At 61.7% G+C, this 26,594-nt stretch carries 24 protein-coding genes; 17 read left to right on the plus strand and 7 right to left on the minus strand.

The annotated features are described in order from the left end of the window. Window positions 1–176 precede the first annotated feature (176 nt). The 6 genes from cysW to BLW69_RS09250 all read left to right on the plus strand — a co-directional run bounded on the left by cysW (window position 177) and on the right by BLW69_RS09250 (window position 5,621). Complete coding sequence (gene cysW, locus BLW69_RS09225; protein ID WP_092661556.1) at window positions 177–1,034, plus strand: sulfate ABC transporter permease subunit CysW; 858 nt, start codon at window positions 177–179, stop codon at window positions 1,032–1,034. A 13-nt stretch (window positions 1,035–1,047) separates the two neighbouring features. Further along, window positions 1,048–2,097 (plus strand): sulfate/molybdate ABC transporter ATP-binding protein, encoded by a 1,050-nt coding sequence (locus BLW69_RS09230; protein WP_092661558.1) that lies wholly within the window; start codon window positions 1,048–1,050, stop codon window positions 2,095–2,097. 193 nt (window positions 2,098–2,290) lie between these two features. After that, a complete protein-coding gene (locus tag BLW69_RS09235; protein ID WP_092661560.1) occupies window positions 2,291–3,610 on the plus strand; it encodes a phosphatidylglycerol lysyltransferase domain-containing protein in 1,320 nt (439 codons plus the stop codon). Then, complete coding sequence (locus tag BLW69_RS09240; protein ID WP_092661562.1) at window positions 3,607–4,977, plus strand: virulence factor family protein; 1,371 nt, start codon at window positions 3,607–3,609, stop codon at window positions 4,975–4,977. The genes BLW69_RS09235 and BLW69_RS09240 overlap by 4 nt, the downstream gene beginning before the upstream one ends. Window positions 4,978–5,049: 72 nt before the next feature. Next, window positions 5,050–5,325 carry a YlcI/YnfO family protein gene (locus tag BLW69_RS09245; protein WP_092661564.1) on the plus strand — a complete coding sequence of 92 codons (276 nt, stop codon included), beginning with the start codon at window positions 5,050–5,052 and terminating at the stop codon, window positions 5,323–5,325. Beyond that, window positions 5,322–5,621, plus strand: a complete 300-nt coding sequence (locus BLW69_RS09250) for a type II toxin-antitoxin system RelE/ParE family toxin (RefSeq protein WP_092661565.1) — start codon at window positions 5,322–5,324, stop codon at window positions 5,619–5,621. The genes BLW69_RS09245 and BLW69_RS09250 overlap by 4 nt, the downstream gene beginning before the upstream one ends. A gap of 12 nt (window positions 5,622–5,633) precedes the next feature. Here the strand turns inward: BLW69_RS09250 and betA are convergent, their stop codons facing one another. The 3 genes from betA to betC form a co-directional block, all read right to left on the minus strand. After that, on the minus strand, window positions 5,634–7,286 hold the full coding sequence (gene betA, locus BLW69_RS09255; protein ID WP_092661567.1) for a choline dehydrogenase: 1,653 nt from the start codon (window positions 7,284–7,286) through the stop codon (window positions 5,634–5,636). 162 nt (window positions 7,287–7,448) lie between these two features. After that, window positions 7,449–8,912, minus strand: a complete 1,464-nt coding sequence (gene betB, locus BLW69_RS09260) for a betaine-aldehyde dehydrogenase (RefSeq protein ID WP_092661569.1) — start codon at window positions 8,910–8,912, stop codon at window positions 7,449–7,451. Between the two features lie 23 nt (window positions 8,913–8,935). Next, window positions 8,936–10,453 (minus strand): choline-sulfatase, encoded by a 1,518-nt coding sequence (gene betC, locus BLW69_RS09265; RefSeq protein ID WP_092661571.1) that lies wholly within the window; start codon window positions 10,451–10,453, stop codon window positions 8,936–8,938. A 359-nt stretch (window positions 10,454–10,812) separates the two neighbouring features. On the opposite strand from betC, the gene BLW69_RS09270 reads away from it, so the two are divergent. The 3 genes from BLW69_RS09270 (at window position 10,813) to BLW69_RS09285 (ending at window position 14,452) form a co-directional block, all read left to right on the plus strand. Then, the gene (locus BLW69_RS09270; RefSeq protein ID WP_092661573.1) at window positions 10,813–12,621 is read left to right on the plus strand and encodes a GGDEF domain-containing protein; all 1,809 of its coding nucleotides are present in this window, start codon (window positions 10,813–10,815) and stop codon (window positions 12,619–12,621) included. A 100-nt stretch (window positions 12,622–12,721) separates the two neighbouring features. Further along, the gene (locus BLW69_RS09275) at window positions 12,722–13,723 is read left to right on the plus strand and encodes an NAD(P)H-quinone oxidoreductase (protein WP_092661575.1); all 1,002 of its coding nucleotides are present in this window, start codon (window positions 12,722–12,724) and stop codon (window positions 13,721–13,723) included. Window positions 13,724–14,305: 582 nt separating this feature from the next. After that, complete coding sequence (locus BLW69_RS09285; protein WP_092661579.1) at window positions 14,306–14,452, plus strand: DUF1127 domain-containing protein; 147 nt, start codon at window positions 14,306–14,308, stop codon at window positions 14,450–14,452. Window positions 14,453–14,544: 92 nt separating this feature from the next. Here BLW69_RS09285 and BLW69_RS09290 read toward each other — a convergent pair whose 3' ends face one another. Then, window positions 14,545–15,282 (minus strand): DUF3750 domain-containing protein, encoded by a 738-nt coding sequence (locus BLW69_RS09290; RefSeq protein ID WP_092661581.1) that lies wholly within the window; start codon window positions 15,280–15,282, stop codon window positions 14,545–14,547. A 101-nt stretch (window positions 15,283–15,383) separates the two neighbouring features. Between BLW69_RS09290 and BLW69_RS09295 the strand changes: the two genes are divergently transcribed. Both BLW69_RS09295 and BLW69_RS09300 read left to right on the plus strand, forming a co-directional pair. After that, complete coding sequence (locus tag BLW69_RS09295; protein ID WP_092661583.1) at window positions 15,384–16,391, plus strand: asparaginase; 1,008 nt, start codon at window positions 15,384–15,386, stop codon at window positions 16,389–16,391. A gap of 24 nt (window positions 16,392–16,415) precedes the next feature. After that, window positions 16,416–17,051 (plus strand): glutathione S-transferase family protein, encoded by a 636-nt coding sequence (locus tag BLW69_RS09300; protein ID WP_092662445.1) that lies wholly within the window; start codon window positions 16,416–16,418, stop codon window positions 17,049–17,051. A 283-nt stretch (window positions 17,052–17,334) separates the two neighbouring features. Here the strand turns inward: BLW69_RS09300 and BLW69_RS09305 are convergent, their stop codons facing one another. Beyond that, the gene (locus BLW69_RS09305) at window positions 17,335–17,982 is read right to left on the minus strand and encodes a glutathione S-transferase family protein (RefSeq protein ID WP_092661585.1); all 648 of its coding nucleotides are present in this window, start codon (window positions 17,980–17,982) and stop codon (window positions 17,335–17,337) included. Window positions 17,983–18,128: 146 nt separating this feature from the next. On the opposite strand from BLW69_RS09305, the gene BLW69_RS09310 reads away from it, so the two are divergent. After that, window positions 18,129–18,416, plus strand: coding sequence for a ribbon-helix-helix domain-containing protein (locus BLW69_RS09310; protein WP_092661587.1), 288 nt, complete (start codon window positions 18,129–18,131; stop codon window positions 18,414–18,416). Continuing rightward, window positions 18,413–18,736 (plus strand): type II toxin-antitoxin system RelE/ParE family toxin, encoded by a 324-nt coding sequence (locus BLW69_RS09315; RefSeq protein WP_092661589.1) that lies wholly within the window; start codon window positions 18,413–18,415, stop codon window positions 18,734–18,736. Before BLW69_RS09310 ends, BLW69_RS09315 begins: the two co-directional genes overlap by 4 nt. On the opposite strand, the gene BLW69_RS09320 is transcribed toward BLW69_RS09315, so the two are convergent. Further along, window positions 18,733–20,112: a TIGR03808 family TAT-translocated repetitive protein gene (locus tag BLW69_RS09320; RefSeq protein ID WP_092661591.1), complete on the minus strand. Its 1,380-nt coding sequence runs from the start codon at window positions 20,110–20,112 to the stop codon at window positions 18,733–18,735. The two genes, BLW69_RS09315 and BLW69_RS09320, sit on opposite strands and share 4 nt — an antisense overlap. An 82-nt stretch (window positions 20,113–20,194) precedes the next feature. Beyond that, window positions 20,195–20,725 carry a MarR family winged helix-turn-helix transcriptional regulator gene (locus BLW69_RS09325; RefSeq protein WP_092661593.1) on the minus strand — a complete coding sequence of 177 codons (531 nt, stop codon included), beginning with the start codon at window positions 20,723–20,725 and terminating at the stop codon, window positions 20,195–20,197. A gap of 123 nt (window positions 20,726–20,848) precedes the next feature. Here BLW69_RS09325 and BLW69_RS09330 point away from each other — a divergent pair, with 123 nt between their 5' ends. The 4 genes from BLW69_RS09330 to BLW69_RS09345 all read left to right on the plus strand — a co-directional run bounded on the left by BLW69_RS09330 (window position 20,849) and on the right by BLW69_RS09345 (window position 26,572). Next, window positions 20,849–22,387: an MDR family MFS transporter gene (locus BLW69_RS09330; RefSeq protein WP_092661595.1), complete on the plus strand. Its 1,539-nt coding sequence runs from the start codon at window positions 20,849–20,851 to the stop codon at window positions 22,385–22,387. A 40-nt stretch (window positions 22,388–22,427) separates the two neighbouring features. Then, entirely contained in the window at window positions 22,428–23,438 is a 1,011-nt protein-coding gene (locus tag BLW69_RS09335) for a ligase-associated DNA damage response exonuclease (RefSeq protein ID WP_062579571.1), read from the plus strand. A gap of 500 nt (window positions 23,439–23,938) precedes the next feature. Further along, window positions 23,939–25,576, plus strand: coding sequence for a cisplatin damage response ATP-dependent DNA ligase (locus BLW69_RS09340; RefSeq protein WP_092661596.1), 1,638 nt, complete (start codon window positions 23,939–23,941; stop codon window positions 25,574–25,576). Window positions 25,577–25,663: 87 nt separating this feature from the next. Continuing rightward, on the plus strand, window positions 25,664–26,572 hold the full coding sequence (locus BLW69_RS09345) for an alpha/beta hydrolase family protein (protein WP_092661597.1): 909 nt from the start codon (window positions 25,664–25,666) through the stop codon (window positions 26,570–26,572). The last annotated feature ends 22 nt before the right edge of the window (window positions 26,573–26,594 follow it).

A 26,594-nucleotide genomic window follows, 5' to 3' on the forward strand; every position in this document is an offset into this window, starting at 1 on the left:
CCCCGCAGGCGGGGAGAGGGGACGTGCCCTGATCGGGGCTGGGAGCAAGCAGCTTGCGCCCTTCTCCCCGCGCGCGGGGAGAAGGTGCCGGCAGGCGGATGAGGGGCATTTCCACCCAAAAGCGGCCAAAAAGCCGCACCAAGCACACCTCCACCAAAACCAGCACGGAGGTGCAGATGTCCGATAACCGCTCATCCTTCCGCAGCCCCGCCGACGAAAGCATCACCACCAAGCTTGTCCTGGTCGGGGTGTCGCTCATCTTCCTTGGCTTCTTCCTGTTCCTTCCGCTTGTCTCGGTCTTCGTCGAGGCGTTTCGCGAGGGCTGGGGTGCTTATGAGGAAGCGCTGGTCGAACCCGATGCCTGGGCCGCTATCGGGTTGACGCTCACGGTCGCCGCCATCGCCGTGCCGCTCAACCTCGTCTTCGGGCTTGCGGCGGCATGGGCCATCGCCAAGTTCGAATTCAAGGGCAAGGCCTTCCTGATCACCCTGATCGACCTGCCGTTCTCGATTTCGCCGGTCATCTCGGGTCTCGTCTATGTGCTGCTGTTCGGCAGTGCCAGCGTTCTTGGGCCCTGGCTGAAAAGCTATGGCATCGAGATCCTGTTTGCCGTGCCCGGCATCGTGCTTGCCACCGTGTTCGTCACCTTTCCCTTTATCGCCCGCGAACTCATCCCGCTGATGCAGGACCAGGGCACCGGCGACGAGGAGGCGGCCCTGTCTCTCGGCGCAACCGGCTGGCAGACCTTCTGGTATGTGACGCTGCCCAATATCAAGTGGGGCCTGCTTTACGGCGTGCTTCTCTGCAATGCCCGCGCCATGGGCGAATTCGGTGCCGTCTCGGTCGTATCCGGCCGCATCCGCGGGCTCACCAACACGATGCCGCTGCATGTCGAGATACTCTATAATGAGTACAACATGGTTGCAGCCTTCGCGGTGGCCTCGCTGCTTGCCCTTCTGGCGCTCGTCACGCTTGCCCTCAAAACCCTTCTCGAACTTCGGTTCGGTGCCGGCTCAGCCGGCGGCAGACATTAAAGGCTCCCGCTCTATGGAAGTTAGCATCAACAATATCCGCAAGGAATTCGACCGCTTCGCCGCGCTGAACGACGTGTCGCTGAAAATCGCGTCCGGCGAACTGATCGCGCTGCTTGGTCCGTCCGGTTCCGGCAAGACGACGCTGCTGCGGCTGATCGCCGGGCTGGATTTTCCAACCGACGGCCAGATCTTCTTCGGTGCCGAAGATGCCTCGCATCATTCCGTGCAGGATCGCAATGTCGGCTTCGTATTCCAGCATTACGCGCTGTTCCGGCATATGACGGTGGCGGAAAACATCGGATTCGGCCTGAAGGTTCGCCCCTCCGCCAGCCGCCCGTCCAAGACCGAGATCAGAAAGCGCGTCTCCGACCTGCTCGATATGGTCCAGCTTTCGGGCCTCGAGAGCCGCTATCCGAACCAGCTTTCCGGCGGCCAGCGCCAGCGTGTGGCACTTGCCCGCGCCATGGCGATCGAGCCGCGCATCCTGCTGCTCGACGAACCCTTCGGCGCGCTCGATGCCAAGGTCCGCAAGGAACTGCGCCGCTGGCTGCGCGAGTTTCACGACCGCACCGGCCACACCACCGTCTTCGTCACCCACGACCAGGAAGAAGCGCTGGAGCTCGCCGACCGCGTCGTCGTCATGAGCCAGGGCAAGATCGAACAGGTCGGCTCGGCCGACGACGTCTATGACCGGCCGGGATCGCCCTTCGTGTTCTCCTTCATCGGCGAATCCTCGCATCTTCCGGTCGAGGTAAAGGACGGCACCGTGCTGTTCCAGGGTGAGCCGATCGGTGTTTCCGGAGAGGCGAACAGTTCCGGCGACCTATACTTCCGTCCCGAAGATGTGGAGCTGACGCAGGAACGCGACGCGCTGTTCGGCAAGGTCACCGCCTCACGCCGTCTCGCCGGCACCCGCATTGCCGAGATCGATATCTCCAACCCCGGGGGAAGTAACGACCATCAGCCCTTCCATGTGGAGATCGAGGTGCCTCTGCACGCCCCGATCGAACTCGGCTCCGAAGCAAGGTTTCGTCCGACCCGCTGGAAGATATTCGGCCGATGACATTGTGGCTGGTACCGACCGCGTACCAGCCTTCCAGTCGCCCGCGACGAAGCGTAAGGCACGAGTTTCGACCTTAAATTGATCCCTATCAATTCCGGCGGCATCGGAAGCTGATATGCAGCCTGCGCGCGTAAGCTTCGGTAAATCAAAGTGCTCTATGAAGCTCGCAGTTCGATAGTCCGACAGGTCTCCTATGGCAGATATTGCGCATGAAACGATGGCCCCCGCCGTTGCGGAGGGCGAAGCGGTCTCCGCTGTGGGTCAGTTCGGCAAATTTCTTGCCGAGCGACTGCTGGACGTCCTCGGCAATCGCGGCCTTGCCTTCTATTTCGCGCTGATCGCCTTCACCGTGGCGCTGTCACTCTACGTGTTTCTGGAGGAGAACCTGCTTGCCGTGGCGTGGCGTCTGATTGTCGGTGATGTCGCGACACGCGTCTCGGCCGGCTTCGTCACCGTCGCCTTCGTCGGCTCGCTCGCCGCCAGCCGGCACTTGCGCATTCCGCGGCCTGTCTCCCGTATTCCATCCGGCGAAGACCTGCAGAGAGCGCTCGATATCCTGGCGCTCCAGCCCAATGCCAGCGCCGGCCTCGTGCGGCTCGGCGACAAGAAGGTGCTGTTTTCCGATTGCGGCAATGCCTTCGTCATGTATGCCCGCTCCGGCCGGTCCTGGGCTGCGCTGTTTGATCCGGTCGGCTGCCGCAAGGCCTGGCCGGGCCTGATCGTCAAGTTCATGAACGCCGCGCGCCGCGATGGCTGCCGCGCCGTGTTCTACCAGGTCTCGCCCGAGTTTCTGCCCTGCGCAGTCGAGGCGGGTCTGAAACCCTACAAGCTGGGCGAACAGGCAGTGGTTCACCTGACCGATTTCGACCTGAAAGGCGGCGCCTGGCTGAAACTGCGCCGCTCGATCAACCGTGCCGAACGTGACGGGTTGGAATTCTCGCTGCTGCCGGCGGAAGCTGTGCCCGGCGTGATGGACGAGCTTATTGGCGTTTCCCGCGCCTGGCTTGCCGCCCATAACGCGGCCGAAAAGGGATTTTCGCTCGGCACCTTTCAGCCGGCCTATGTGGCCGCCGGACCTGTCGCCGTCATCCGCCTCGAAGGCCGCATCGTTGCCTTCGCCAATATCCATGCGACGAGTTCCAACGGCGATGCCTTTATCGATCTCATGCGACACGTACCCAACACCCATCGCGGCATGATGGATCTGCTCTTCGTGCGCATCATGGAGCATTTCAAGGCGGAAGGGTATCGCACGCTCAACCTCGGCATGGCGCCGCTTTCAGGCCTTGCCACCCACCGCCGCGCCCCGCTCTGGAACCATATCGGCAACCGCATTTTCGAAAACGGCGAACGCTTTTACAATTTCCGCGGCGTTCATGCTTTCAAGTCGAAATTCGATCCGGAATGGCAGCCGCGCTATCTCGCCGTCTCCGGCCGCGGCATGCCGCTCGTTGCCCTGTTCGACGTGACCAAGCTGATTGCCGGCGGCCTGAGAGGCATCCTTCGCCGATGAAGCTTCTGCCCGCAATCGTTGCCGGCATCACCGTGGTCGCCGCCGCGGTGAATGCGTTCGAGTGGTGGGCCGGCCCCGGCATCAGAAGCCTGCCGACCGACCGCATCGCCTATCCCGACGCAAAGGCATCCGGCATCGTTCTCCTCTTGTCCGGCACCGAAGGCTGGTCGGACCGCGAACAGACGGTCTCCGATGCGTTGACTGCGGACGGCGCCGTGGTCGTCGGCGTCGATCTTCCCGACTACTACGAGGCGCTGGAGCGCGAAGAAGAGCGCACCTGCCTTTATCTCGTCTCCGATATCGAGGAACTGAGCCGCCAGATCCACCGCGAACAGGAAATCGCCGCCTACCTCCCGCCGGTCATCGCCGGCATCGGCGGCGGTGGCGCCCTGGCGCTCGCGATTGCCGCCCAGACCCCGGCCTCGACCATCGCAGAAACCATCGCCATCGATCCTCAGGCCTCCATTCCCGTCGAAAAGATCCTCTGCACGCCGGCCCCCAAGACGGTGCTCGAGGGCGGCATCACTTACGGGCTCACACCCGGTCCGCTGCCGGAACCGGTGCGCATTCTGCTGACGCCGCAGGCAGATCCCGCAGGGGAGGCCCACGCGGATGCACTGAAGCAGACCCATCCGGCAATCGAGATCACCGCCTGGGACGAAACCGCGGAAACCCTGCTGCTGCAAACCGTTTCGACCACGCCTTCCCGCCTTCGCCAGTCATCGTCGCCGCTCGGCCTGCCGATCGTGCCGACCTCGGCCGTGCCGCTGCATGATACGCTGGCCATCATCTATTCCGGCGATGGCGGCTGGCGCGATATCGACCAGAAGCTCGCGGCCTACCTCGTGGAAGACGGCATTCCGGTCGTCGGCGTCGATGCGCTGCGCTATTTCTGGACCGAGAAATCGCCGCAGGAGACGGCCGACGATCTCTCCCGCATCATCACCACCTACCGCCAGCGCTGGAACGTCAAAAACGTCGTCCTGATCGGCTATTCCTTCGGCGCCAACATCCTGCCCGCCACCTATCGACTGCTTCCCGAGGCAGACAGGAAGGCCGTCTCTTTCCTCTCGCTCCTGGCCCTCTCGCATCAGGCCGATTTCGAGATCGCCGTCACCGGCTGGCTCGGCTGGGCAGGGGCCGCCAAGCAGGGCGATCCCGTCGACGACATCGCTAAGATCGAGCCGCACAAGATCCAGTGCATCTACGGCACGGAGGAGGAAGACACCGCCTGTCCTGCTGTTGAGGACATCCCCGGCACACTCATCCATTCACGCCCCGGCGGCCACCATTTCGATGGCGACTACCGCGCCCTCAACCGGCTGATCGTGGACCGCATCAGGGCTTTGTCTCCACCCGCGATGTGATCCGGATCCACTTGCCAGAATAAGCTTCCAGGCGCATCATGCATCGCACTTGCAACGCATGAGGTGATGCTAATGAAAACCGCAACCATCCCGTCGCTGCGCGTCGACCCGGAACTCCGCGCGGCTGCCGAAAGCGTGCTGAAGGAAGGCGAAACGCTCTCCGCCTTCGTCGAGGACTCGCTGAAAAAGCAGATCGATTACCGAAAGACCCAGGCGGAGTTTATCGCCAGGGGGCTGGCAGGTCTGGCCGAAGCTGAGCGCACCGGGGTTTACTACTCATCTGAAGAGATTTTTGGAGAACTGAAAGGCATGCTTGAAGCCAAGCGGGCCGAAAAGCGCTCCAAATGAGCTATCTCGTGAAGTGGACGGAGCGCGCGCGAGTTGATCTCAAACGGCTCTATGCATATCTGCTGGATCGCGACGAGGACGCCGCGGCCCGTGTGCTGGAACTCATTGCACAGTCGGTGGTATTGCTCGAAGACTTCCCATTCAGTTGCCGCAAGGCCTTAGGCGGCAATGCACTCCTTCGAGAAATGCTCGTTCCATTCGGTTCGTCTGGCTATGTCGTGCTGTTCAGAATAGACAGCGAGACGTCCGTCACCATCCTCGCCATCCGCCACCAGCGCGAGGACGACTACCACTGACACCGCACGACCTTAGCGGTCGCTCATCGCCGCTCTCGGATTGACCCAGGGCTCCTGATTGCTGCGGGGCAGGGGCTGTCTGCCAAGAATGTGATCCGCTGCCTTCTCGCCGGTCATGATCGACGGGCCGTTGAGATTGCCATAGGTGACATGCGGGAAGATCGAACTGTCGGCCACCCGCAGCCCTTCGACGCCGATCACCCGGCATTCCGGATCGACCACCGCCATCAGATCGTCGGCCCTGCCCATCCGGCAGGTACCGCAGGGGTGATAGGCGCTTTCCAGATGCTCGCGCAGAAAGGCATCGATTTCCTCGTCGCTCTCAACCTGTTCGCCCGGCTGGATCTCCGGTCCGCGATAGTCGTCGAACGCCTTCTGGCTGAAGATCTCGCGCGTCAAGCGCACGCAGTAGCGGAACTTGATCCAGTCTTCCTCGTGGCTCATGTAGTTGAAGCGGATGACAGGATCGTCTTTCGGATCGGAGGATCGCAGCGTCACCGCGCCGCGTGACTTCGACAGGTTGTAGCCCACATGCACCTGGAACCCGTGGCTCTTCGCCGCCGCCTTGCCGTCGTATGAAATCGCGACAGGCAGAAAGTGATACTGGATATCCGGCTGCTTCAGTCCCGGTTCCGAGCGCAAGAAGGCGCAGGCCTCGAACTGATTGGAGGCGCCGAGGCCACCCTTGGTCATCAGCCACTGGGCACCCGCCACCCCCTGCCAGAACCAGGGCAGCCAAGAATAGAGCGACACCGGCTTGGTCGAGATCTGCTGGAAATAGAACTCCATGTGATCCTGCAGGTTGGCACCGACGCCCGGCCGGTCGGCCACGACCTCGATCCCCATCTCCTTCAGATGCGCCGCCGGCCCGATCCCCGACAACATCAAGAGTTTCGGCGAATTGAAGGAGGACGCGGCAATGATCACCTCGCGGTTTGCCTTCACCACCTCCGGCACGCCCCGCCGGAGAACTTCGACGCCGATCGCACGGCCGTTTTCGATCACGACCTTCTGCGCCAGCCCATAGACAACTTCGACATTCTTCCGCTTCATCGCCGGCCGCAGATAGGCGTTGGCGGCGGACCAGCGGCGACCGTCATGGATCGTCTGCTCCATCAGCCCGAAGCCTTCCTGCTTCGAACCGTTGTAATCGTCGGTCGTCTCGAAACCGGCCTCTGCACCCGCGCGGATAAAGGCATGGAACAGCGGATTGGTCATCGGCCCGCGCTGCACATGCATCGGCCCGTCGGTGCCGCGCCATCCCTCTTCGCCGCCATGCGCCGTTTCCATCCGCTTGAAATAGGGCAGCACATCCGCATAGGACCAGCCGCTCGCGCCGAGATTCTCCCAGCGGTTGTAGTCTTCCGCGTGCCCGCGCACATAGACGAGACCATTGATCGAGGAAGACCCGCCCAGCACCTTGCCCCGCGGCGCGGTAATCCTGCGGTTGCCAAGGTTCGGTTCCGGCTCGGAATGGTAACCCCAGTTGTAGCGCTTCATGCTCATCGGCCAGGCAAGTGCTGCCGGCATCTGGATAAACGGCCCATAATCGGTACCGCCCGCCTCGATGACGATCACCGAATGCTTCCCGTCCTCGGACAGCCGATAGGCCATGGCCGAACCCGCCGAACCCGAGCCGATGATGACGAAATCTGCACTTTTCATATCCGAGCTCTCATCTTGAGCAGAAGCCCATGGCGATACTTACCCTCCCCTTGAGGGGGAGGGTCGGCGCATTGCGCCGGGGTGGGGTGAATTGGGTGGGGTAGAAAGGTCACCCCCACCCGCAGCTTTGCTGCGACCTCCCCCTCAGGGGGGAGGTGAAGTTCAATACGGCGCCTCGACTGGTGCCATTCCCACATACACCGTCTTCAGCTCCGAATAATGCTCCAGTGCCGCAAGCGAGTTTTCACGGCCGAAACCGGACTGCTTTGACCCGCCGAAAGGGATTTCCACCGGGCAGAGATTGTAGGTGTTGATCCACAGCGTGCCTGCTTCCAGAAGATCCACGACGCGATGGCCGCGTGTCAGATCGGCGGTAAAGACTCCGGCGGACAAGCCGAATTCGGTGGCGTTTGCACGCGCGATCACCTCTTCCTCGTTATCGAAGTCGAGCACGCACATCACAGGTCCGAAGATCTCTTCACGCGCGATGGTCATGTCGTCGGTGACGTCGGCAAACACCGTCGGCTGGATGTAGTAGCCTTCGCCCGAGACATTGTTGGGAATGCCGCCGCCGGTGACGAGCGTCGCGCCTTCCGAGATGCCTTTTTCGATATAGGACATCACCTTCTGGCGCTGATCGTAGGAGACCATCGGGCCCACCTGGGTTGCCTCGTCCATCGGATCGCCGATCACCATCTTTTCGGTGCGGGCCTTCAGCCGCGACAGGAATTCGTCCCGGATCGCCTTCTGCACGAACACGCGGGTGCCGTTGGAGCAGACCTGTCCGGTCGAATAGAAATTGCCGAGCATCGCCCCGCCGATGGCACTGTCGATATCCGCATCGTCGAACACGATCAGCGGCGACTTGCCGCCGAGTTCCATCGTCACATGCTTGAGATTGCCGGCAGCGCTAGCCGCCACCTTGCGGCCAGTCGGCACCGAGCCGGTCAGCGACACCTTGGCGACATCAGGATGTTCGACCAGAAGCGGCCCGGTCGTGCGGTCGCCCTGGATGACGTTGAAGAGCCCCTTCGGCAGGCCGGCCTCGATCAGGATCTCGGCGATCTTGAGCGCGCCGAGCGGCGTGTTTTCCGACGGCTTGAACACCATCGCATTGCCGGCGGCAAGCGCCGGTGCGCCCTTCCAGCAGGCGATCTGCTGCGGATAGTTCCAGGCGCCGATGCCGACGCAGACGCCAAGCGGCACCCGCTTCGTATAGGCAAAATCGCCGCCGAGCGGAATATACTGGCCATTCATGCCGGCCGCGATCACGCCGCCGAAGAACTCGAAACTGTCGGCGCCCGATGTCGGGTCGGCAACGATCGTCTCCTGGATCGGCTTGCCGGTATCGAGCGTCTCCAGCTCGGAAAGTTCGCGGTTGCGGGTCCGCATGATCTCGGCTGCCCGCTTCAGGATCCGGCCGCGTGCGGTCGGGCTCATTGCCGCCCATTCCGGCTGGGCGCGCTTGGCCGCCGCAATCGCCTTCTCGACAATCGCAGGCGTTGCCGCATGCAGCCTTGCGATCACTTCGCCCGTCGCCGGGTAAAGGCTTTCGATGACGCTGCCGTCGGTATCCTCGACATATTCGCCGTCGATGAAATGGCTGGCGACTGGTTGTGCTTTCATGGGTCTTCTCCGTTCCTTGGCGCCTATTGCCCGCGGGGGTAGCGCTTGGACTCTTCCAGATTGTCGAGGTTCATATGGTTGCGCATGTAGCGCTCCGAGGCTTTCTGCAAGGGCTGGTGGTCCCAGGGGTAATAGGCACCGTTGCGCAGCGCTTCATAGACCACCCAGCGCCGCGCCTGGCTTTCGCGCACGGCCGCGTCGAATTTCGCCATGTCCCACTTTTGTGCCCGCTTGGCGCGAAACCCGTCCATGACAGCGGCATGCGCCGGGTCATGCGCCAGATTTGTGAGCTCGTTCGGATCGGCGTCGAGATCGTAGAGCTGTTCGGGATCGAGCTCGCAGTGAACGTATTTCCACTTGCCCTCGCGAATGCCCACCAGCGGCGCATGCGAGGCTTCGGCGGCATATTCCATCAGCACCGGCGCGGTGCGGGTGCCGCCATCGATCACCGGCTTCAGGCTCTCGCCATCGGTCCAGGGCATGATCTCGTCCATCGAGATGCCGGCAAGATCGCAAAGCGTCGGCGTGATGTCGAGATTGGAAACCGGCGCGGAGTTTAGCGACGGCGTGATCTGAGGACCGGCGATCATCAGCGGCACCCTGGATGACCCCTCGAAGAAGTTCATCTTGAACCACAATCCCCGCTCGCCCAGCATGTCGCCGTGATCGGAACAGAACAGGATGAACGTGTTATCCAGCATCCGCGTCCGGGTCAGCGTGTCGATCAGCTCGCCGACTTTCTCGTCGATATAGGAGATGTTGGCGAAATAGCCCTGACGCGCCCGCCGCACATGCTCGTCGGTGATCTCGAAGGCCGGATAGTCGCACGACTTCAGAATACGCGCCGAATGCGGATCCTGCTCTGCGAGCATGCCGACCTCGGGCATCAGGTGTTCGCAGTCGTTATACAGGTCCCAGAACTTCCGGCGTGCCACATAGGGGTCGTGCGGATGCGTGAACGACACCGTTAATGCCCAGGGCCTGCGGTCTTCGTCGTCGTTGTCGCGGCTGAGATGATAGAGCTTCTGGTTGGCGAGGAAGGCCACCTCGTCGTCATATTCCATCTGGTTGGAAATCTCGGCAACGCCGGCACCGGTGACGGAACCCATGTTGTGATACCACCAGTCGATCCGCTCGCCCGGCTTGCGGTAATCCGGCGTCCAGCCGAAATCGGCCGGGTAGATGTCGGTGGTCAGCCGTTCCTCGAACCCGTGCATCTGGTCCGGCCCGACGAAATGCATCTTTCCCGACAGCGCCGTGTAATAGCCGGCGCGGCGCAGGTGATGCGCATAGGTCGGGATCGACGAGACATATTCGGCGGCATTGTCATAGACCCCGGTCCTGCTCGGCAGCTGCCCCGCCATGAACGAGGCGCGGGCCGGCGCGCAAAGCGGCGACGAGGTGTAGTTGTTCTGGAAGCGGGCCGAACGTGCAGCCAGCGCCTTCAGGTGCGGCACATGCAGCCAGTCCGCCGGCCCATCCGGAAACAGCGTGCCGTTCATCTGGTCGACCATGATGATGAGAATGTTCGGACGGGACATAACCGGGCTGCTTTTCTTGGAGATGAGGAAGACCGCCAGAATGAGTTATTTTCGATTGGCCGCGCAATCAAGCAGGGATTGCGAACAGCGCTGTCTCAAAAACGCACGGCCGGGGACTGTGGGGGAAATCCCTGTGGAAGCTTAAGCTTGGCTCGTGGCGTTGAGGCGGGACCGCACCTGCCCGAGCCAGACGATGTAATATTTACAACTCATTGTATTAGAAACATAAATTACTGTCATGGAAGTTTCATCGAACTGTCATTTGCCGGAAAGGTATTTTTGACCAATGGAGGCAAAGGTGGCGCCCGTGAATAAGGCGCCGGGCGGATCTCGCCCACGCAGTAAATGGGGTGAATTGCATGTCGTCTGCGGCCGTTCTGGAACCGGGCGTTTTCCGTCGCTATGCCAGCGATCAGCTTTTGCCGCTGGCAAAGCTTGTCATTGAGAACGCCTTCCAGCCGATCGTGGAGGTCGCCACCGGGTCCGTGTTCGGCTATGAATCGCTGCTGCGCGGCCATGACCGTCTCGGCTTTGCCTCGCCGCTCGAACTGATCGACCAGGCCCATGACGGCGGCCAGCTTCTGGCGCTCGAACAGATGGTCGCCCACCGGGCACTTGCCAAATTCGCTGGCCTTCCGGATTTCTCCAGCCAGACGCTGTTTCTCAATCTCGATGTCCGGATGATCCGCGACGGCCAGCTTTTCCTTGAAAAGATCGTCCAGCACCTGCGCCAGGCAGGCGTCGCACCGTCCTCGGTCTGCTTCGAGCTGTCCGAGCGGTTCGACAACACCTCGGTGCCGGAATTTGCCGAGTTGATGAGCGAGATGCGCAAGGCAGGCTTCAAGCTGGCGATTGACGATTTCGGCGTCGGCCATGGCGAGATGAAGCTGCTCTGCGACTACCCGGTCGACTACCTGAAGATCGACCGGCACTTCATTTCGGATATCGATGTCAATCCACGCAAACGGCATCTCGTCAAGAACATCGTCAATATTGCCCATGTGCTCGGCATCCGCGTGATTGCCGAAGGCATCGAGACCGAGGCCGAATTTCTGGCCTGCCGTGAATACGGCGTCGATCTGGTACAGGGCTATTTCATCGCAAGACCCACCAGCTTCGTCACGGAGTTGCAGCCGGCCTATCCGCATCTGGCCGCAATCGGTCTGTCGCGCCGATCCAGCCAGTCGCTCGACGAAATCCTCATCCGAAAGCAGATCGAAAAACTGCCGACGGTGTATGAGAACGAAAGCATCGACAGCGTCTTTGAACTGTTTCGCCGCAATCCGCGCCAGGCATTCTTTCCGGTGCTGAACGCCAATGGCGAACCGCGTGGCGTCATCAACGAATATCACCTCAAGGAATTCATCTATCAGCCCTTCGGCCGCGATCTCCTGAAGAACAAGGTCTACGAGCGCACCATCGCCCATTTCGTCGAGCGCGCGCCGATCATCGGGCTGGATGCCGAGGCGGAAGAACTGATGAGCCTGTTTGCCAACATGGAAAACAGCGCCTGCGTTATCCTTACCGAAAACATGCGCTATGCGGGCGTCGTCTCGGCCGCATCGCTGATCAAGGTGGTCAACGAAAAGCAGCTGAAGATCGCCCAGGACCAGAACCCGCTGACGGGGCTTCCCGGCAACCGGGCCATCCGCGACTTCATGTACCAGGCCGGCCGCGATGACGACGAGCAGCGCTTCTTCTGCTATTGCGACTTCGACCATTTCAAGCCGTTCAACGATCATTACGGCTTCCAGATGGGCGACCACGCAATCTCGCTGTTTGCGGCGCTGATGAAGCGCTACTTCTTCTCCGACGAACATTTTCTGGGCCATGTCGGCGGCGACGATTTCTTTATCGGCATTCGCGACTGGTCCCGCGACGAGTTGGAGGAAATCCTCGAGCGCCTTCTATCGGATTTCCACGATGACGCCGTCGCGCTCTATTCGGAAGAGGAGAGGGCGGCAGGCCGGATCCGTGGCCATGACCGCACCGGCGTGGAGCGCGATTTCCCGTTGCTGCGCTGCTCGATCGGCGTTGTCCATCTGCCGCAGGGCCTGATCCTCGACGATATCGCCCGGATCGGAACGGAGATCGCAACGGTCAAGGTGGCCGCCAAGGAAAGCGACCGCGGCCTTGTTTTCGCAAGCTATGGTGATGCGGCAGAGTAGCGCCACACCGGCTCAACCGGACGCATGCATCCAACCTCCGCCTTTCCAAGCAAGGGGCACTGTCCTAAGTCAGTCGTCAGATACTGACAGGAGTAGACCCATGTTCATGCCGTCCCAGATGCGTTTCGTCGACCTGCCGTCCTTCGGCGCGCCCGATGTGATGACCCATGCCACCGGCCCGTGCCCGTCGGCCCGATCAGGCGAAATTCTGATCAAGGTGGAAGCCGCCGGCGTCAACCGGCCCGACGTCGCCCAGCGCCAGGGGAACTACCCGGCGCCGAAGGATGCAAGCCCGATCCTTGGCCTCGAAGTCGCCGGTGAAGTGGTGGCGCTCGGCGAGGGCGTGACCGAATTTGCAATCGGCGACAAGGTCTGCGGCCTGTCGAATGGCGGCGGCTATGCGGAGTATTGCGTCGTGCCGGCTGGCCAGGCGCTGCCATGGCCCAAAGGCTATGATGCGGTGAAGGCCGCAGCCGTTCCGGAAACCTTTTTCACCGTCTGGGCCAACCTGTTCCAGATGGCGGGCCTGACCGAAGGCGAGAGCGTGCTGATCCATGGCGGCTCAAGCGGCATCGGCACGACCGCGATCCAGCTCGCCAAGGCATTCGGCGCGACGGCCTATGCGACTGTCGGCTCCAAGGAGAAAAGCGATGCCTGCGAGAAGCTCGGTGCAGCCAAGGCGATCAATTACAAGACCGAAGACTTTGCCGAAGTGATCAAGGCCGAGACCGATGGCAAGGGCGTCGATGTGGTGCTCGACATGATCGGCGCATCCTATTTCGAAAAGAACCTGTCGGTCCTTGCCAAGGACGGCTGCCTGTCGATCATCGCGTTTCTCGGTGGCAACATGGCGGAAAAGGTCAATCTGTCGCCGATCATGGTCAAGCGCCTGACGGTGACAGGATCGACGATGCGGCCCCGCACCGCCGACGAGAAGCGGGCAATCCGCGACGAACTGTTGAGCGAGGTCTGGCCGCTTCTGGAAGAGGGCAAGGTGGGTCCCGTCATCCATTCCGTGGTGCCGTTCGACGACGTGGTCGAGGCGCACCGGCTGATGGAAACCAGCAGCCATATCGGCAAGATCGTGCTGAAGCTGAGCTGAGAAATGCGGGGGGCAGGGGTGGCCTGGGACATGCCCGGGAAGCGCCCCGCCGCCGGCTGCGCGAATAGTGGCCGAACCGCCGCCTCATCGCAACTCAATAATATCTTCTATTGTTTACATAACTTGCCTTGCAACGTCAGCCGATCGCACCTACCTTCTGATCATCATCAACGTAATGAAAGGAAGGTGGTCCAATGTCTAATGAGATTTCGGTCTGTGTAGCGGGCAATGGAAAGTTGTTGGTCTTGACGGGGCAGCCCTCGGCCTGAATGACATCTTCCTTCGGACTGCATGATTGCAGCCCGGGTTCGTTCAACCGGACCAAACTCATGGAAGGGCCGCTCAAGCGGCCCTTTTCCATGTCTGCCAGTCGCAAATTTCGATGGTCTTCCATCCTGACTGGCAATGATGACCAATTCCTTGACATCGACCCTTGAAAGACATGCATGCGGCGCATGGGTGGCCTGATGCTTCAGTGCTTCTGCTTCATCCTTGGGCAGCGTATAAAGTGGTCATCGAAGCAAGAGAAAGCGCCAGCATCTGGCAGCTGAAGCTTCGAAAGCCTCAGGAAAGGGGATCATCATGAACGTAGCACGCACCATCAACAACTGGCGCAAGTATCGTCAGACGGTCACCGAACTGGGCCGTATGACCTCGCGCGAACTCAACGACCTCGGTATCGACCGTAACGATATCCAGCGCGTCGCACGCACCGCCGTCGGCTTCTGATCGGTTTCTGATCACATCATCCGAATGTTTGGAAACGCTCGCAAGTCTGCGGGCGTTTTGCGTTTCATGCATGGCTCCCATGCATCTCGGCTTTAGATGCCGATCCGTCCAAGCGCCGGCACCTTGACGCCCGGCCGGGCGAGATCCAGACCCGCCACGAGACCGAGGAAATGAACCTCGATGCCGCTCCGCACCCCCACCGAAAAGCCTAACAGACCGCGCAGCGTCACATGCAGATCGCGGCTGTCGTCGTCCAGATGCACGAATTCCCCGTCGGGCAGATAGTCGCGTCCCACCGCATGCGGCGGAAGCACCGCGCCGATCTCAGGTACGGTGCGCAGCACATAGGCGACAAAAGTATTGGAATTCGGTCCCGGCCAGATCGTGTAGCCGCCGGGCTCGGCGTAAGGGTAGGCGGCAATCGCGCCTTCGATCTTGGGGATCAGCAGTTCCGCCTTTGATCCCGTCACCGATGCCACCAGCTGCGGCGGGTTGGAATACCAGAAGGCATCCGGATCGCGGTGGTTGCGGCGGATCGGGTTGCCCCAGCCCACCTTGTCATAGCGGGTATAGGTGGCCGCACCCTTTGCCTTGGTGACGATCCAGGCATGGCTTGCAACCGAACCCTTGAGACCGCCCGTCATTGCTGAGAATATATAGATCGCCGCATCGTTGCTCTCGTTCGCCTTGGGCAGGATGCCGGCGGACGACCAGCGCGCGGCGCTCCAGCCGGACGGGTGCTCGCGCATGGCCCACAGCCCCGCCGAAGCAAAGGTTGGCAGCAGGTAGACGACGAAGATAAGGAGCAGCAATCGCTTTACCGATTTCATAAACATTCCCGTGCAACAAATCGCCAAAACGGCTATCAACGCCGCCAAAATAGCGCTTAAGCCGATTGAGCAATAGAAGCCGGCAAATTCAGGACTGACCGATGCAAAATCCCGTGACCGTTGAAGTGACCCGCGGCTCTCTCGTCGAAAGCCGCCATCGCGGCCTCGGTGTCGTCGTGGATGGCGAAGGCAAGACGCTGTTTTCCTTCGGTGATGCGGAAGCCGGCGTCTTTCCGCGGTCCTCCTGCAAGGCCATGCAGGCGCTGCCGTTGATCGAAAGCGGTGCAGCCGATGCCTATGGCTTCGGCAACAAGGAACTGGCGTTTTCCTGCGCCTCCCATTCCGGTGAGGATGCGCATGTGGCAATGGCCGCCTCGATGCTCGCCAAGGCCGGCAAGAGTGTCGAAGACATGGAATGCGGCGCCCACTGGGCATCCGAACAGGCCTCGCTCATCCACCAGGCCCGCACCATCGAATATCCGACGGCCCTGCATAACAACTGCTCGGGCAAGCACTCCGGCTTCGTCTGCACCTGCGTCCATTCCGGCACCCAGCTGAAGGGCTATGTCGACTACGATCATCCGCTGCAGAAGGAAATCCGCGACGTGATGGGCAGCCTCACCGGCGCGGTTCTCGCCGAAGACAATTGCGGCATCGACGGTTGCTCGATCCCGACCTATGCCGTGCCGCTCAAGGGTCTCGCCCACGGCTTTGCGAAAATGCTGACCGGCTCCGGCCTGTCCAACGAGCGGGCGAAAGCCTCGCGCCGGCTGATGGACGCCTGCATGGCCGAACCCTTCTATGTCGCCGGCACCGGCCGCGCCTGCACGAAGCTGATGGAACTGGCGCCGGGCAAGATCTTTGCCAAGACCGGTGCCGAAGGCGTCTTCGTGGCGGCACTTCCCGAACAGGGCATTGCCATGGCGGTGAAATGCGAAGACGGTACGACCCGCGCCGCCGAAGCGATGATCTTTGCGCTCATTGCCCGCTATTTCGAAAAGGGCGGCGAAACGCAGGAAAAGCTGATGGCCATGGCCAACCGCACGATGAAGAACTGGAACGGCCTCACCGTCGGCGAAGTTCGGGTTACCGACGCGCTGTTTGCCTGACACCAAGATAAGGACATGGGATCGATGCTGACGCTCTACATAACGCCCGGCACCTGCTCACGCGCCAGCCATATCGCGCTGGCCGAGTCGGGGCTCGATTATCAGGTCTCGCTGATCCGCTTTGCCGAGGGCGAGCAGCGATCGCCAGCCTATCTGAAGGTCAACCCGAAGGGCCGGGTGCCGGCGCTGGTAACGGACCAGGGCGTGCTGACGGAAACCGTCGCACTGCTCCCCTACATTGCCCAGCTCGTGCCGGAAAAGAACCTCGCACCGCTGGATGATCCCTTCCTATTTGCCAGGATGCAGGCCTTCAACGCCTATCTGTCCTCCACCGTCCACATCAACCACGCCCATGGCCGCCGTGGCGCGCGCTGGGCCGATAGTGCCGCCTCGCACGCGGACATGATCGCCAAAGTGCCGCAGACCATGCGCGACAGCTTTGCTCTGATCGAGAACGATCTTGTCGAAGGCGCCTACGTACTCGGCGAAACGTTTTCGGTGGCCGACGCCTATCTCTTCGTCATGACCGGCTGGCTGGAAAGCGACCATGTCGACATGGCGGAATTCCCCAAGGTCGCCGCCCACTACCGCCGCATCGAAATGCGGCCGGCTGTGCAAAGGGTGCTGGCGGAAGAGGCGGCAGCAAAACCTGCTGCGTGATCGTCAGGCTGCAGACTGATGACAAACCCTGAAGAAGCCTATTTGGCGAGAGCGATACCCCAGTCTCCGTCATCCTCGCCCCTGTGGCGGGGATCCAGCGACCCGACGTCCGTCGGGTCAAAGACTCCTTCAGCTCAAGGACTTGAGCTGACTGGATCCCCGCCACAAGGGCGAGGATGAGGGGAGTTTGGAAACCGGCTTAGTTTCCCAAGTGACCCCACGGGTTGTTTAGGAATGCCTTTGTCCGCAGCCTGAAGCCGCAGCGAAACCCGCTACCTGATCCTCAGGCCGGCTCGGCGTTGCGCTTTGCCCACATCGCCTGATAGGCGGGCCGGGCGACGCAGCCGTCATACCAAGCTTTCAGCGCCGGGCGACCGTCGAACAGGGCGGCATGGCTGCGGGAGTAACGCACGATTTCCGTCACGTTGATATCGGCAACCGTAAACCGCTTGCCTACCATGAACCCATCTTCGGCAAGATGCTTTTCAAGCACGTCGAACGGCCGCGAAAGCGTCCGTGCAGCAGCCTCGATCGCGGCCTTGCCTTCATCGGTCGACGCACTGGACGACTGGATCGTCAGGGCCGCGGTCTCGATGCTGGTTGCCGCAAACAGCGACCACTGCACCATCTGCGCTTCTTCCTCGATCGTCTTCGGAGCAATCTCGCCGCCATGCTTGCGGGCAAGGTACAGCGTGATCGCAAGCGACTCGTGCAGCACAAACCCGTCGTCGTCCATCGAGGGGATCGAGCCCATCGGATTGACGCTCAAAAACTCCGGGGACCGCGTGTTGACAGGCGCGCCGTCAACCGAAGCATCGTCCAGCCGATAGGCCTGGATGACCGGAATATGCTCGAACGGCAATCCCAGTTCCTCGATCAACCAAAGCGGCCGCGTCGCGCGCGAACGATAGACGCCATAGATTTTCAGCATGCGTATCTCCCATTGTGTGTCGCGGGCGACGCTAGAGTGCTTCGGCCCCGAACGGAAGATGCAGCCCCCTCAAATCGACCGGTTGGACGTCCGCTTCAGTTTTCGGTATAGTCATCAGCATTCTGATCTTTCCAAGGGCCAACCCCATGCGCGCCACCCGTTCGCTCAGCATCACCCTGCCGGTCGAGATCGCCGACATGGTCGAAGCCAAGGTCGCCTCCGGCGAATACGCCTCGGAAAGCGACGTGATCGCCGAGGGCCTGCGCCCGATGGCAGCGCATGACGCCGCGATCGAGAGATGGCTGAGGGACGAGGTCGTGCCGACGCTTCAGGAAATGGATGCGCACCCGGAACGAGGATTAACCGGCGACGAGGTGGATCGATATCTGGACGAGCTGGCGGCAAAACTTACCGAGCAGATGACGAAGGAATGAAGTACAGGGTCGTCTTCGATCCTGCGGCGAGAGATGATCTTGCCGATATCCTGACATATCTGGCACCCCGCATGGGTGTAGACCCCGCATTGGCCTATGTTCGCCGCATCGAAAACTACTGCCTTGATTTTTCGACATTTCCACACCGCGGCATGCGGCGCGATGACGTTTACTCTGGGCTGCGGCTCGTCGGTTATCGGTACAAGGCAACGATCGCCTTCCGCGTCAGGGACGACGTCGTGCAGATTGCCCGCGTCTTCCACAACGGCCGCAACATCGATTTCGGCCCCAGCCCCGAAGCTGCCGACCCCGAAACCTAACCCACCCGGTTCCCCATAACCGTCAGATGCGGAAACGCCGCCGCCGCATCACCCGTCCCGCCCAGCTCTTCCGTCGCCGCCTCCGTCCACCGAAAGCCAATCACGCCGCCATCCTTCACGTCCTGAAACACATTGCCGCTGATGACAGTCGATCCGGCACCTTCGGCAACGCTCACGGCGCAACCGACCTTGGCGCCGCGCACGATATTGTTGGCCGCGACGACGTTGCGGAGATAGGGGCCGAAGCCCAGCGCCAGGCCCCAGAAGGCGGCATTTTCCACCACGTTGCCAGTGATCGCCGTGTCGGCCTCGGCGCTGATGCCGACGCCGAAGATGGCGCCGTCGAGTTTGTAGGGGCCGGTTGCCGAAAGGTTGCGGACAATATTGCTGGAAATGGTCGAAAGCCTGCCACCTTCGTTGAAATTGACGACGGAAATGCCGTTTGCCGCGCCGTCCACCGTATTGCCCGAGATGACCGCGCCCTCGAACGAGAATTCCGCATAAATCGCCGTCTCGCCGGAGCCGAAACACTGGTTGCCGGTAATCTGCGCGTTGGAGGAGCTGTTGGCGCGAATGGCGGAAAAGGCAGAGTCGGTAATGTGGTTTCCGCTCACCATCACGTTGGCGGCGCGAAACAGGTTGATCGCGTTGCCATATTGCCCGGTACCGCCGTTTTTGGCACCGATCCGGAAGATGCGGTTAGCCGTGACGATGCTGCCATCGACGCCCTTTTCCCAGCGATGGATGAGGATGCCGCCATTGCCGCAATCGAACACGCTGTTGCCGGTCACCGAAAGACCGGTGCTTTCGACCGCATAGAGCGCGTAATCGGTAGCGCCGGATATTTTCGAGCGCTCGATGCGCCCGCCGCATCGCTCCAGCTGGATCGCGGATTTGCGCGCGCCGAGGATTTCGCAATTGTCGATGGAAACGTCGGGAATGCCGGAGAAATGGATAAGGGCAGGGGTCTGATCATCCAGCCAGCGATTTCCACCGTCGATCACCAGATTGGACAGCTCGATCCGCCTTGCCGCGGTTGCACGGATAAGCGATCCGTCGCCGGAATAGACGAGCCTGGAAGCGCCTGATACGCCGACCAGCCGGGTGTTGTCGGGAAGGTCGAGGCCGGAAACCCGGTAGTCGCCGGGCGGCAGGTAGACCGGCTTGTTCTGCCGTGCCGCCTGTTCGATCAGCGCCAGCAACTTGCGGCTGGAAACATCGCCGCCATCAGGCGCCACGCCATGGTCGCGTGCATCGATCGAGCCGCGCAGATCAACGGTCGAAACGCTGGCGGGTGCTGCAAGCGCTGGCAGCGGCAATGCGGCAACCGCAGCGCCTGTCATGCCCCAGCCCAGCATTTTGCGTCTCGAAATCATTCAGCCCGTCTCCATCATCTCCTAAACCAAGCATTTATCGTGCCAGCGGAAGTGTGTGGTTTCGGGACGGGTGAAGGCCCGGTCAGGAATGCGGGCTGCGGCCCGCGCCGCCCGGATAGACCGCTTCGAAGCCGGAAATGAACTTCTCAAACAGATGCGAAAACGCCGAAAGCTCTTCCTCCGGCCAGTCGCCAAGCACATTCACCAGCACCGAACGCTTGACCGCCTGTAGCTCGGTCAGCAGCGCATCGCCAATCTCGGTGCGCACCAGCAGCGAGCGCCGCCCGTCTTCCTGCGAAGCATCACGCCTGAGAACGCCGCTCGACACGAGATCGGTCACCAGACGGCTGCCGCGCGAGGGGTCTATCCGCATCGTCTCGGCAATCGCGCCCACGGTGATTTCGCCCTCGATCCGGCCCATCACATCGAGCACGTCGAGATGCGCAGTTTCCAGCCCCGGAACCGTGTTGGCGATCGCGGTGCGCGCGATCATCCGGCGGCCCATCAGATGCCGCATTCGGGTCAGGTTGTCGCTGACACGCAAAAGCCCCTCCGCAAAAGCGGCGGTTTCGGTCGAGGGCTGTGGGACTGATGCAGAAATCTTGGTCGTCATCGCTGCAACTTATCAGCAGGTGCCGGGTTGTTTCAACGAAATTGTTGCTGGGTGCATCTGCCTGCTGTTGACAATTATATGCTGAAGTCACATAAATTCGCCGACCCCCTCAGGAAGTATGCCATGGATATGTCACGCCCGGCCCAGACCCCGCTTGTTGCCGACAAACGACAACGTCTGTTCGTTTTCTGGTTCCTGATGGCGGCGCTGTTCATGGCGGCGCTCGACAATCACATCGTCTCCACGGCACTTCCCACCATCGTCGGCGAGTTCGGCCAGATGGAGAGTTTCGGCTGGGTGTCCTCGGCCTTTCTTCTGGCCATGAGCTCGGTCATGCCGATCTACGGCAAGCTGGGGGATCTGTTCGGCCGCAAATATGTGATGCTGTTTGCCATCGTGCTCTTCACGCTCGGCTCGGTTCTGTGCGGCTTTGCCTGGTCGATGAATTCGCTGATTGCGGCGCGCGTCTTCCAGGGGCTTGGCGGCGGCGGCATCATGGTGTCGATCTTCTCGATCAATGCCGATCTGTTCGAGCCGCGCGAGCGGGCGAAATACCAGAGCTATTCCAGCCTGATGATCATGGCGGCCGGCAGCATCGGCCCGGTTCTCGGCGGCACGCTCAGCGATCTGTTCGGCTGGCGCTCGATCTTCCTGATCAACCTGCCGCTCGGCGTCATCGTCGTGACAGGCCTCGCCTTGCTGCTTCCCTATCGCCGGCCGCAGCGCAAGCCGAAGATCGATTATGCCGGTGCCGTCGTCCTGGCGCTGACGATCGCAAGCCTCGTCACCTTTGCCGATAGCCACCAGCTGTTCGGCTCGCTGATGGCATTCGAGTCGCTTGTCCTTCTCGGTTTCGGCATGGCCTGCGCCGGTCTTTGGGTCTTCGTCGAAAGCCGGGTTCCCGAACCGATCGTGCCGCTCAAACTGTTCAGGGACAGCACCTTCTCGCTGTTTCTCATCATCACGCTCTGCTCGGGTGCGGTCGGCATCGGCATGGTCAACTACTACGCGCTCTTCCTGCAGACGACGACGGGCCTGTCACCATCGCAGGCCGGCCTGTTCTTCATTGGCCTCACCGGCGGCATCGTCGTCGGTTCCATGTCGGCGGGAAGGCTGATTTCCATCACCGGCCGCTACAAGCCGTTCGCGGTCCTGGGACTGGTCATGAGCATCGGCGCTCTTCTGCTTCTGTCGCAGGTGACGTCGGCTACGCCGCTCTGGCTCGTCGCCATACTTCTCATGTTGCAGGGACTTGCCGTCGGCTTCGGCCAGCAGGCCCCGATCATCGGCGTCCAGAATTCCGCACCGCGGGAAGATATGGGAGCTGCCACCGGTGCCGTGACGCTGATGCGGATGGGCGGCGCGTCGATCGCCATTTCGCTCTACGGCGCCATCATCGGCTCGTCGGTCAAGGGCAGCGGCGTGGTTATTCCAGGCGTTGCCGATATCGGCGCACTCACCCCGAAAGTGCTCGACCAGCTGCCGCAAGCCTCGCGCGAGGCGGTGGCATCCGTCTACTTCTCTGCCTTCACGCCGCTCTTCTTCGCCGCCGCCGTGATCGCCGCCATCGGCCTTGTCGCCGCCCTTTTCCTCATGCCCAAACGCCTGCCGACTGCGCAAGTCCAGGCCGCCGCACAACAAAACAAGCTGCCCGCCCCGTAAGGCTCTTCCAAGCGGGCTTTCCCCGCCTATCTCTCGTCCTATGAAACCCGAGGCACTGCTTCATCCCACACCGGCCGGCCTGTTCTGCCCCGTCGGCGGCTTCCATGTCGATCCGGTGCGCCCCGTCGAGCGGGCGCTGATCACCCATGGCCATTCCGATCATGCCCGCGCCGGCCACACCCATGTGCTCGCCACCCGCCAGACGCTCGACATCATGAAGATCCGCTACGGCGACGACTTCTGCACCTCCGAACAGGAGGCTGCATGGGGCGAGGTGATCGATGTCGGCGGCGTCAATGTCAGCTTCCATCCGGCCGGCCACGTGCTCGGCTCCGCCCAGATCGCGCTCGAGCATAAGGATCTGCGCATCGTCGTCTCAGGCGATTACAAGCGTGGCGTCGACCCGACCTGCGCACCCTTCGTGCCCGTCTCCTGCGATGTCTTCATCACCGAGGCAACCTTCGGCCTGCCGGTCTTCCACCATCCCCACCCGCGCGAGGAAATCGGCAAGCTCTTGACCTCGCTCAAGCAATTTCCCGACCGCAGCCACATGGTCGGCGCCTACGCGCTTGGAAAGGCGCAGCGGGTCATCCGCCTGATCCGCGACAGCGGCTATGACGAACCGATCTATATCCACGGCGCGCTCGCAAAACTCTGCGACTATTACGAAAGCCAGGGCATCGCGCTCGGCGAAATCCGCCCCGCCACGATCGACAAGAGCAGCCCCGACCTGTTCAAGGGCGCCGTCGTCGTCGGCCCGCCCTCGGCCTTCCAGGATCGCTGGGCCCGACGCTTCAACGAACCCCTGATCGCCTTTGCCTCCGGCTGGATGATGGTGCGCCAACGCGCCAAACAAAGCGGCGTTGAGCTGCCGCTGGTGATTTCCGACCACTGCGACTGGCCCGAACTCCTGGAAACCATCAACGAGGTCGCTCCCTCAGAAGTCTGGGTCACCCACGGCCGCGAAGAAGCGCTGGTACGCTGGTGCGAACTGAAGGGCATTCCAGCGCGGCCGCTGCACCTGGTCGGCTATGAGGACGAGGGGGATTGATGATGCGTGGATTGCTGCAAAAAGACCCCTCCCAACCCTCCCCACAAGGGGGAGGGCTAGAGCCGTCCGCGCCGTGGTCCCCACCAAGGGCCAGTTCCGTGCCGCTGGTTTTCTCCCCCCTTGCGGGGGAGATGGCCGGCAGGCCAGAGGGGAATGAATGATGCGTGGATTGTTGAAGAAAGACCCCTCCCAACCCTCCCCACAAGGGGGAGGGCTAGAGCCCGTCGCGCCGCTGTCGCACAACAGGACCAGTTCCGTGCCGCTGGTTTTCTCCCCCCTTGCGGGGGAGATGGCCGGCAGGCCAGAGGGGGATCGATGATGCATTTGCTGCTGAAAAAAGGCCCCTCCCAACCCTCCCCACCCTCCCCACAAGGGGGAGGGCTAGAGCTCGTCGCGCCGCTGTCGCACAACAGGACCAGTTCCGTGCCGCTGGTTTTCTCCCCCCTTGTGGGGGAGATGGCCGGCAGGCCAGAGGGGGTTTTTCGAAGAGTGCTGCGCCCATGAAACCCTTCGCCACACTCCTCGATCGCCTCGTTCTCACCCCCTCGCGCAACGGCAAAATCACCCTGCTGGTCGATTACTTCCGCACCACGCCCGATCCCGATCGCGGCTATGGGCTGGCAGCGCTGGCGAGCGCGCTCGATCTCAAAAGCGTCAAGCCCGCCATGCTGCGCGAGCTGGTGCTGGAGCGCATGGATGCGGTTCTGTTTCAGTATTCCTACGACTATGTCGGCGATCTCGCCGAAACCATTGCGCTCGTCTGGGATGGCCTCGAAAAGGACGACACGACCGACGCCGAGCAGCCGCTTCTGTCCGAAGTCGTCGCCCGGATGAATTCGCTCGGCCGCACCGAAGTGCGAGCAGCCGTCCGCGATCTGCTCGATCATCTCGATCCCTCCGGCCGTTTCGCCTTCCTCAAACTCGTCACCGGGTCGCTGCGGATCGGCGTTTCGGCGCGGCTTGCAAAGCAGGCGCTGTCGGAAATGTCGGGCAAGGATGTGACCGAGATCGAAACGCTCTGGCACGGGCTGGAGCCGCCCTATGTGTCGCTGTTTGCCTGGCTGGAAGGCCATGCCGACAAGCCGGTTCTGGCGACGCCGGCGATCTTCCATTCGGTCATGCTCGCCAATCCGGTCGAAAGCGGCGATCTCGAAAAGCTAGATCCCGCCGATTATGCCGCCGAGTGGAAATGGGATGGCATCCGCGTCCAGATGTCGGCCCATGGCGGCACGAAGAAACTCTATTCCCGCTCCGGCGATGATATCACCGGTGCCTTTCCCGATATCGTCGAGCAGATCAATTTCGATGGCGTCATCGACGGCGAGCTTCTCGTCGGCGGCACGATGCGATCCAACAATCCCACCCGCACCTTTTCCGACCTGCAGCAGCGCCTCAACCGCAAGACTGTGAACGCGAAGATGCTGGAGGATTACCCCGCCTTCGTACGCGCCTACGATATCCTGTTCGACGGCGAGGCGGATGTGCGTGCAAAAGGATTCCTCGAGCGCCGCGAGCGCCTGTCCGAGGTAATCGGCCACGCCCCGCATGACCGGTTCGACCTGTCCGATCTCGTGCCTTTCACCACCTGGGATGAGCTCGAAGCCCTGCGCCGTGATCCGCCGGATCCGGTCATCGAAGGCGTCATGATCAAGCGCCGCGACAGCGTCTATCAGGCCGGCCGGCTAAAAGGCCCATGGTTCAAGTGGAAACGCGATCCCTATAATGTCGATGCGGTCATGCTCTATGCCCAGCGCGGCCATGGCAAGCGCTCCAGCTACTACTCCGATTTCACCTTCGGCGTGTGGACGGATGGCCCGGATGGCGATCATCTCGTGCCCGTCGGCAAAGCCTATTTCGGCTTTACCGATGCGGAACTGGAAGTGCTGGACAAGTTCGTGCGCGACAACACGGTCGAGCGTTTCGGCCCGGTAAGGGCGGTGCGCGCCGACAAGGATTTCGGCTTCGTGCTGGAAGTGGCCTTCGAGGGCATCAACCGCTCGACGCGCCACAAGTCCGGCGTCGCCATGCGCTTTCCCCGCATCGCAAGGCTGCGGATGGACAAGCTGCCGCGCGATGCCGACCGGCTGGAAACACTGACCGCGATGATCGATGCCAAAACGGCGGACGCGAAGATGTGACCGCCGGCCCGCTTGCGTTCTGAACCGTCGGGTTTACGCTCAACCCCGATATCTGAGACTACTCATATCCTTATAGACGGTCGTTCCATGTCAATCACCCGCCGCATGCTGATGACCGGTCTGGCACTCGGTGCACTTGGTTCCCTTGCTGCACCCCAGGCCCTGGCCGCGCCCTTTCCCGTCCCCGAAACCCTGCCGCTGGAAAAGGAAGATTATGCCGAAGCCAGGCGTCGCTTCCGCACGCATCTTCTGAAGCACGGTCCGGCGCCCGAAGCCTCGCCACCGCTTGGGACCCCGCCGGGTGCGCAAAAGGTCCTCTATCACGGCGGTCCGGATGGCTCGCTCGAACTGATCGCCTGGCTTTCCCATTACGAAGCCTCGGGCAAGTCGAAGCCGGCGGTGCTTTTCCTGCACGGCGGCAATGCCACAGGCGACGGCCACTGGGAACTGATGAAAGCTTACTGGGAAGCGGGCTTCGTGGTCCTGCATCCATCCTTTCGCGGCGAAAACGGCCAGGCCGGCAATTTCTCCGGTTTCTACGACGAAACCTCCGATGCGCTGGCAGCCGCCACCTATCTGGAAAACCTGCCCGGCATCGATCGCAGCCGGCTTTTTATCGCCGGCCACAGCAATGGCGGCACGCTGTCGCTTCTTTCAGGCATGACGCGCCGGTTCAGAGCCGCAGTGCCGATTTCCGCCGGCGTCAATTCCTGGCGCTTCTTTACCCGATACTCGAACGAAGTCCCCTTCGATGCGGCCGATCCGAAAGAGTTCGTGATGCGGTCATCCGCCTGTTTCGGGCCGAGCCTCAAATGCCCGACACTGCTTTTGCGCGGCTCGGAAGAACGCCCTTTCGATGCCGACCACCAGCTGCTGATCGATCGTGCCCGCTCTGCCGGCGTTGCGATCGACAAGAAGCTTCTGCCGGGCAATCACAGCGGCGTGGTGCCGGGAGCCGTGGTCGAAAGCATCCGCTTCTTCAATCAGTTCACCTGATCCGCCTTATCCAGTCGCCACC

The organism is Rhizobium sp. NFR12 (genome assembly GCF_900108545.1).
GTDB lineage: Bacteria > Pseudomonadota > Alphaproteobacteria > Rhizobiales > Rhizobiaceae > Neorhizobium > Neorhizobium soli.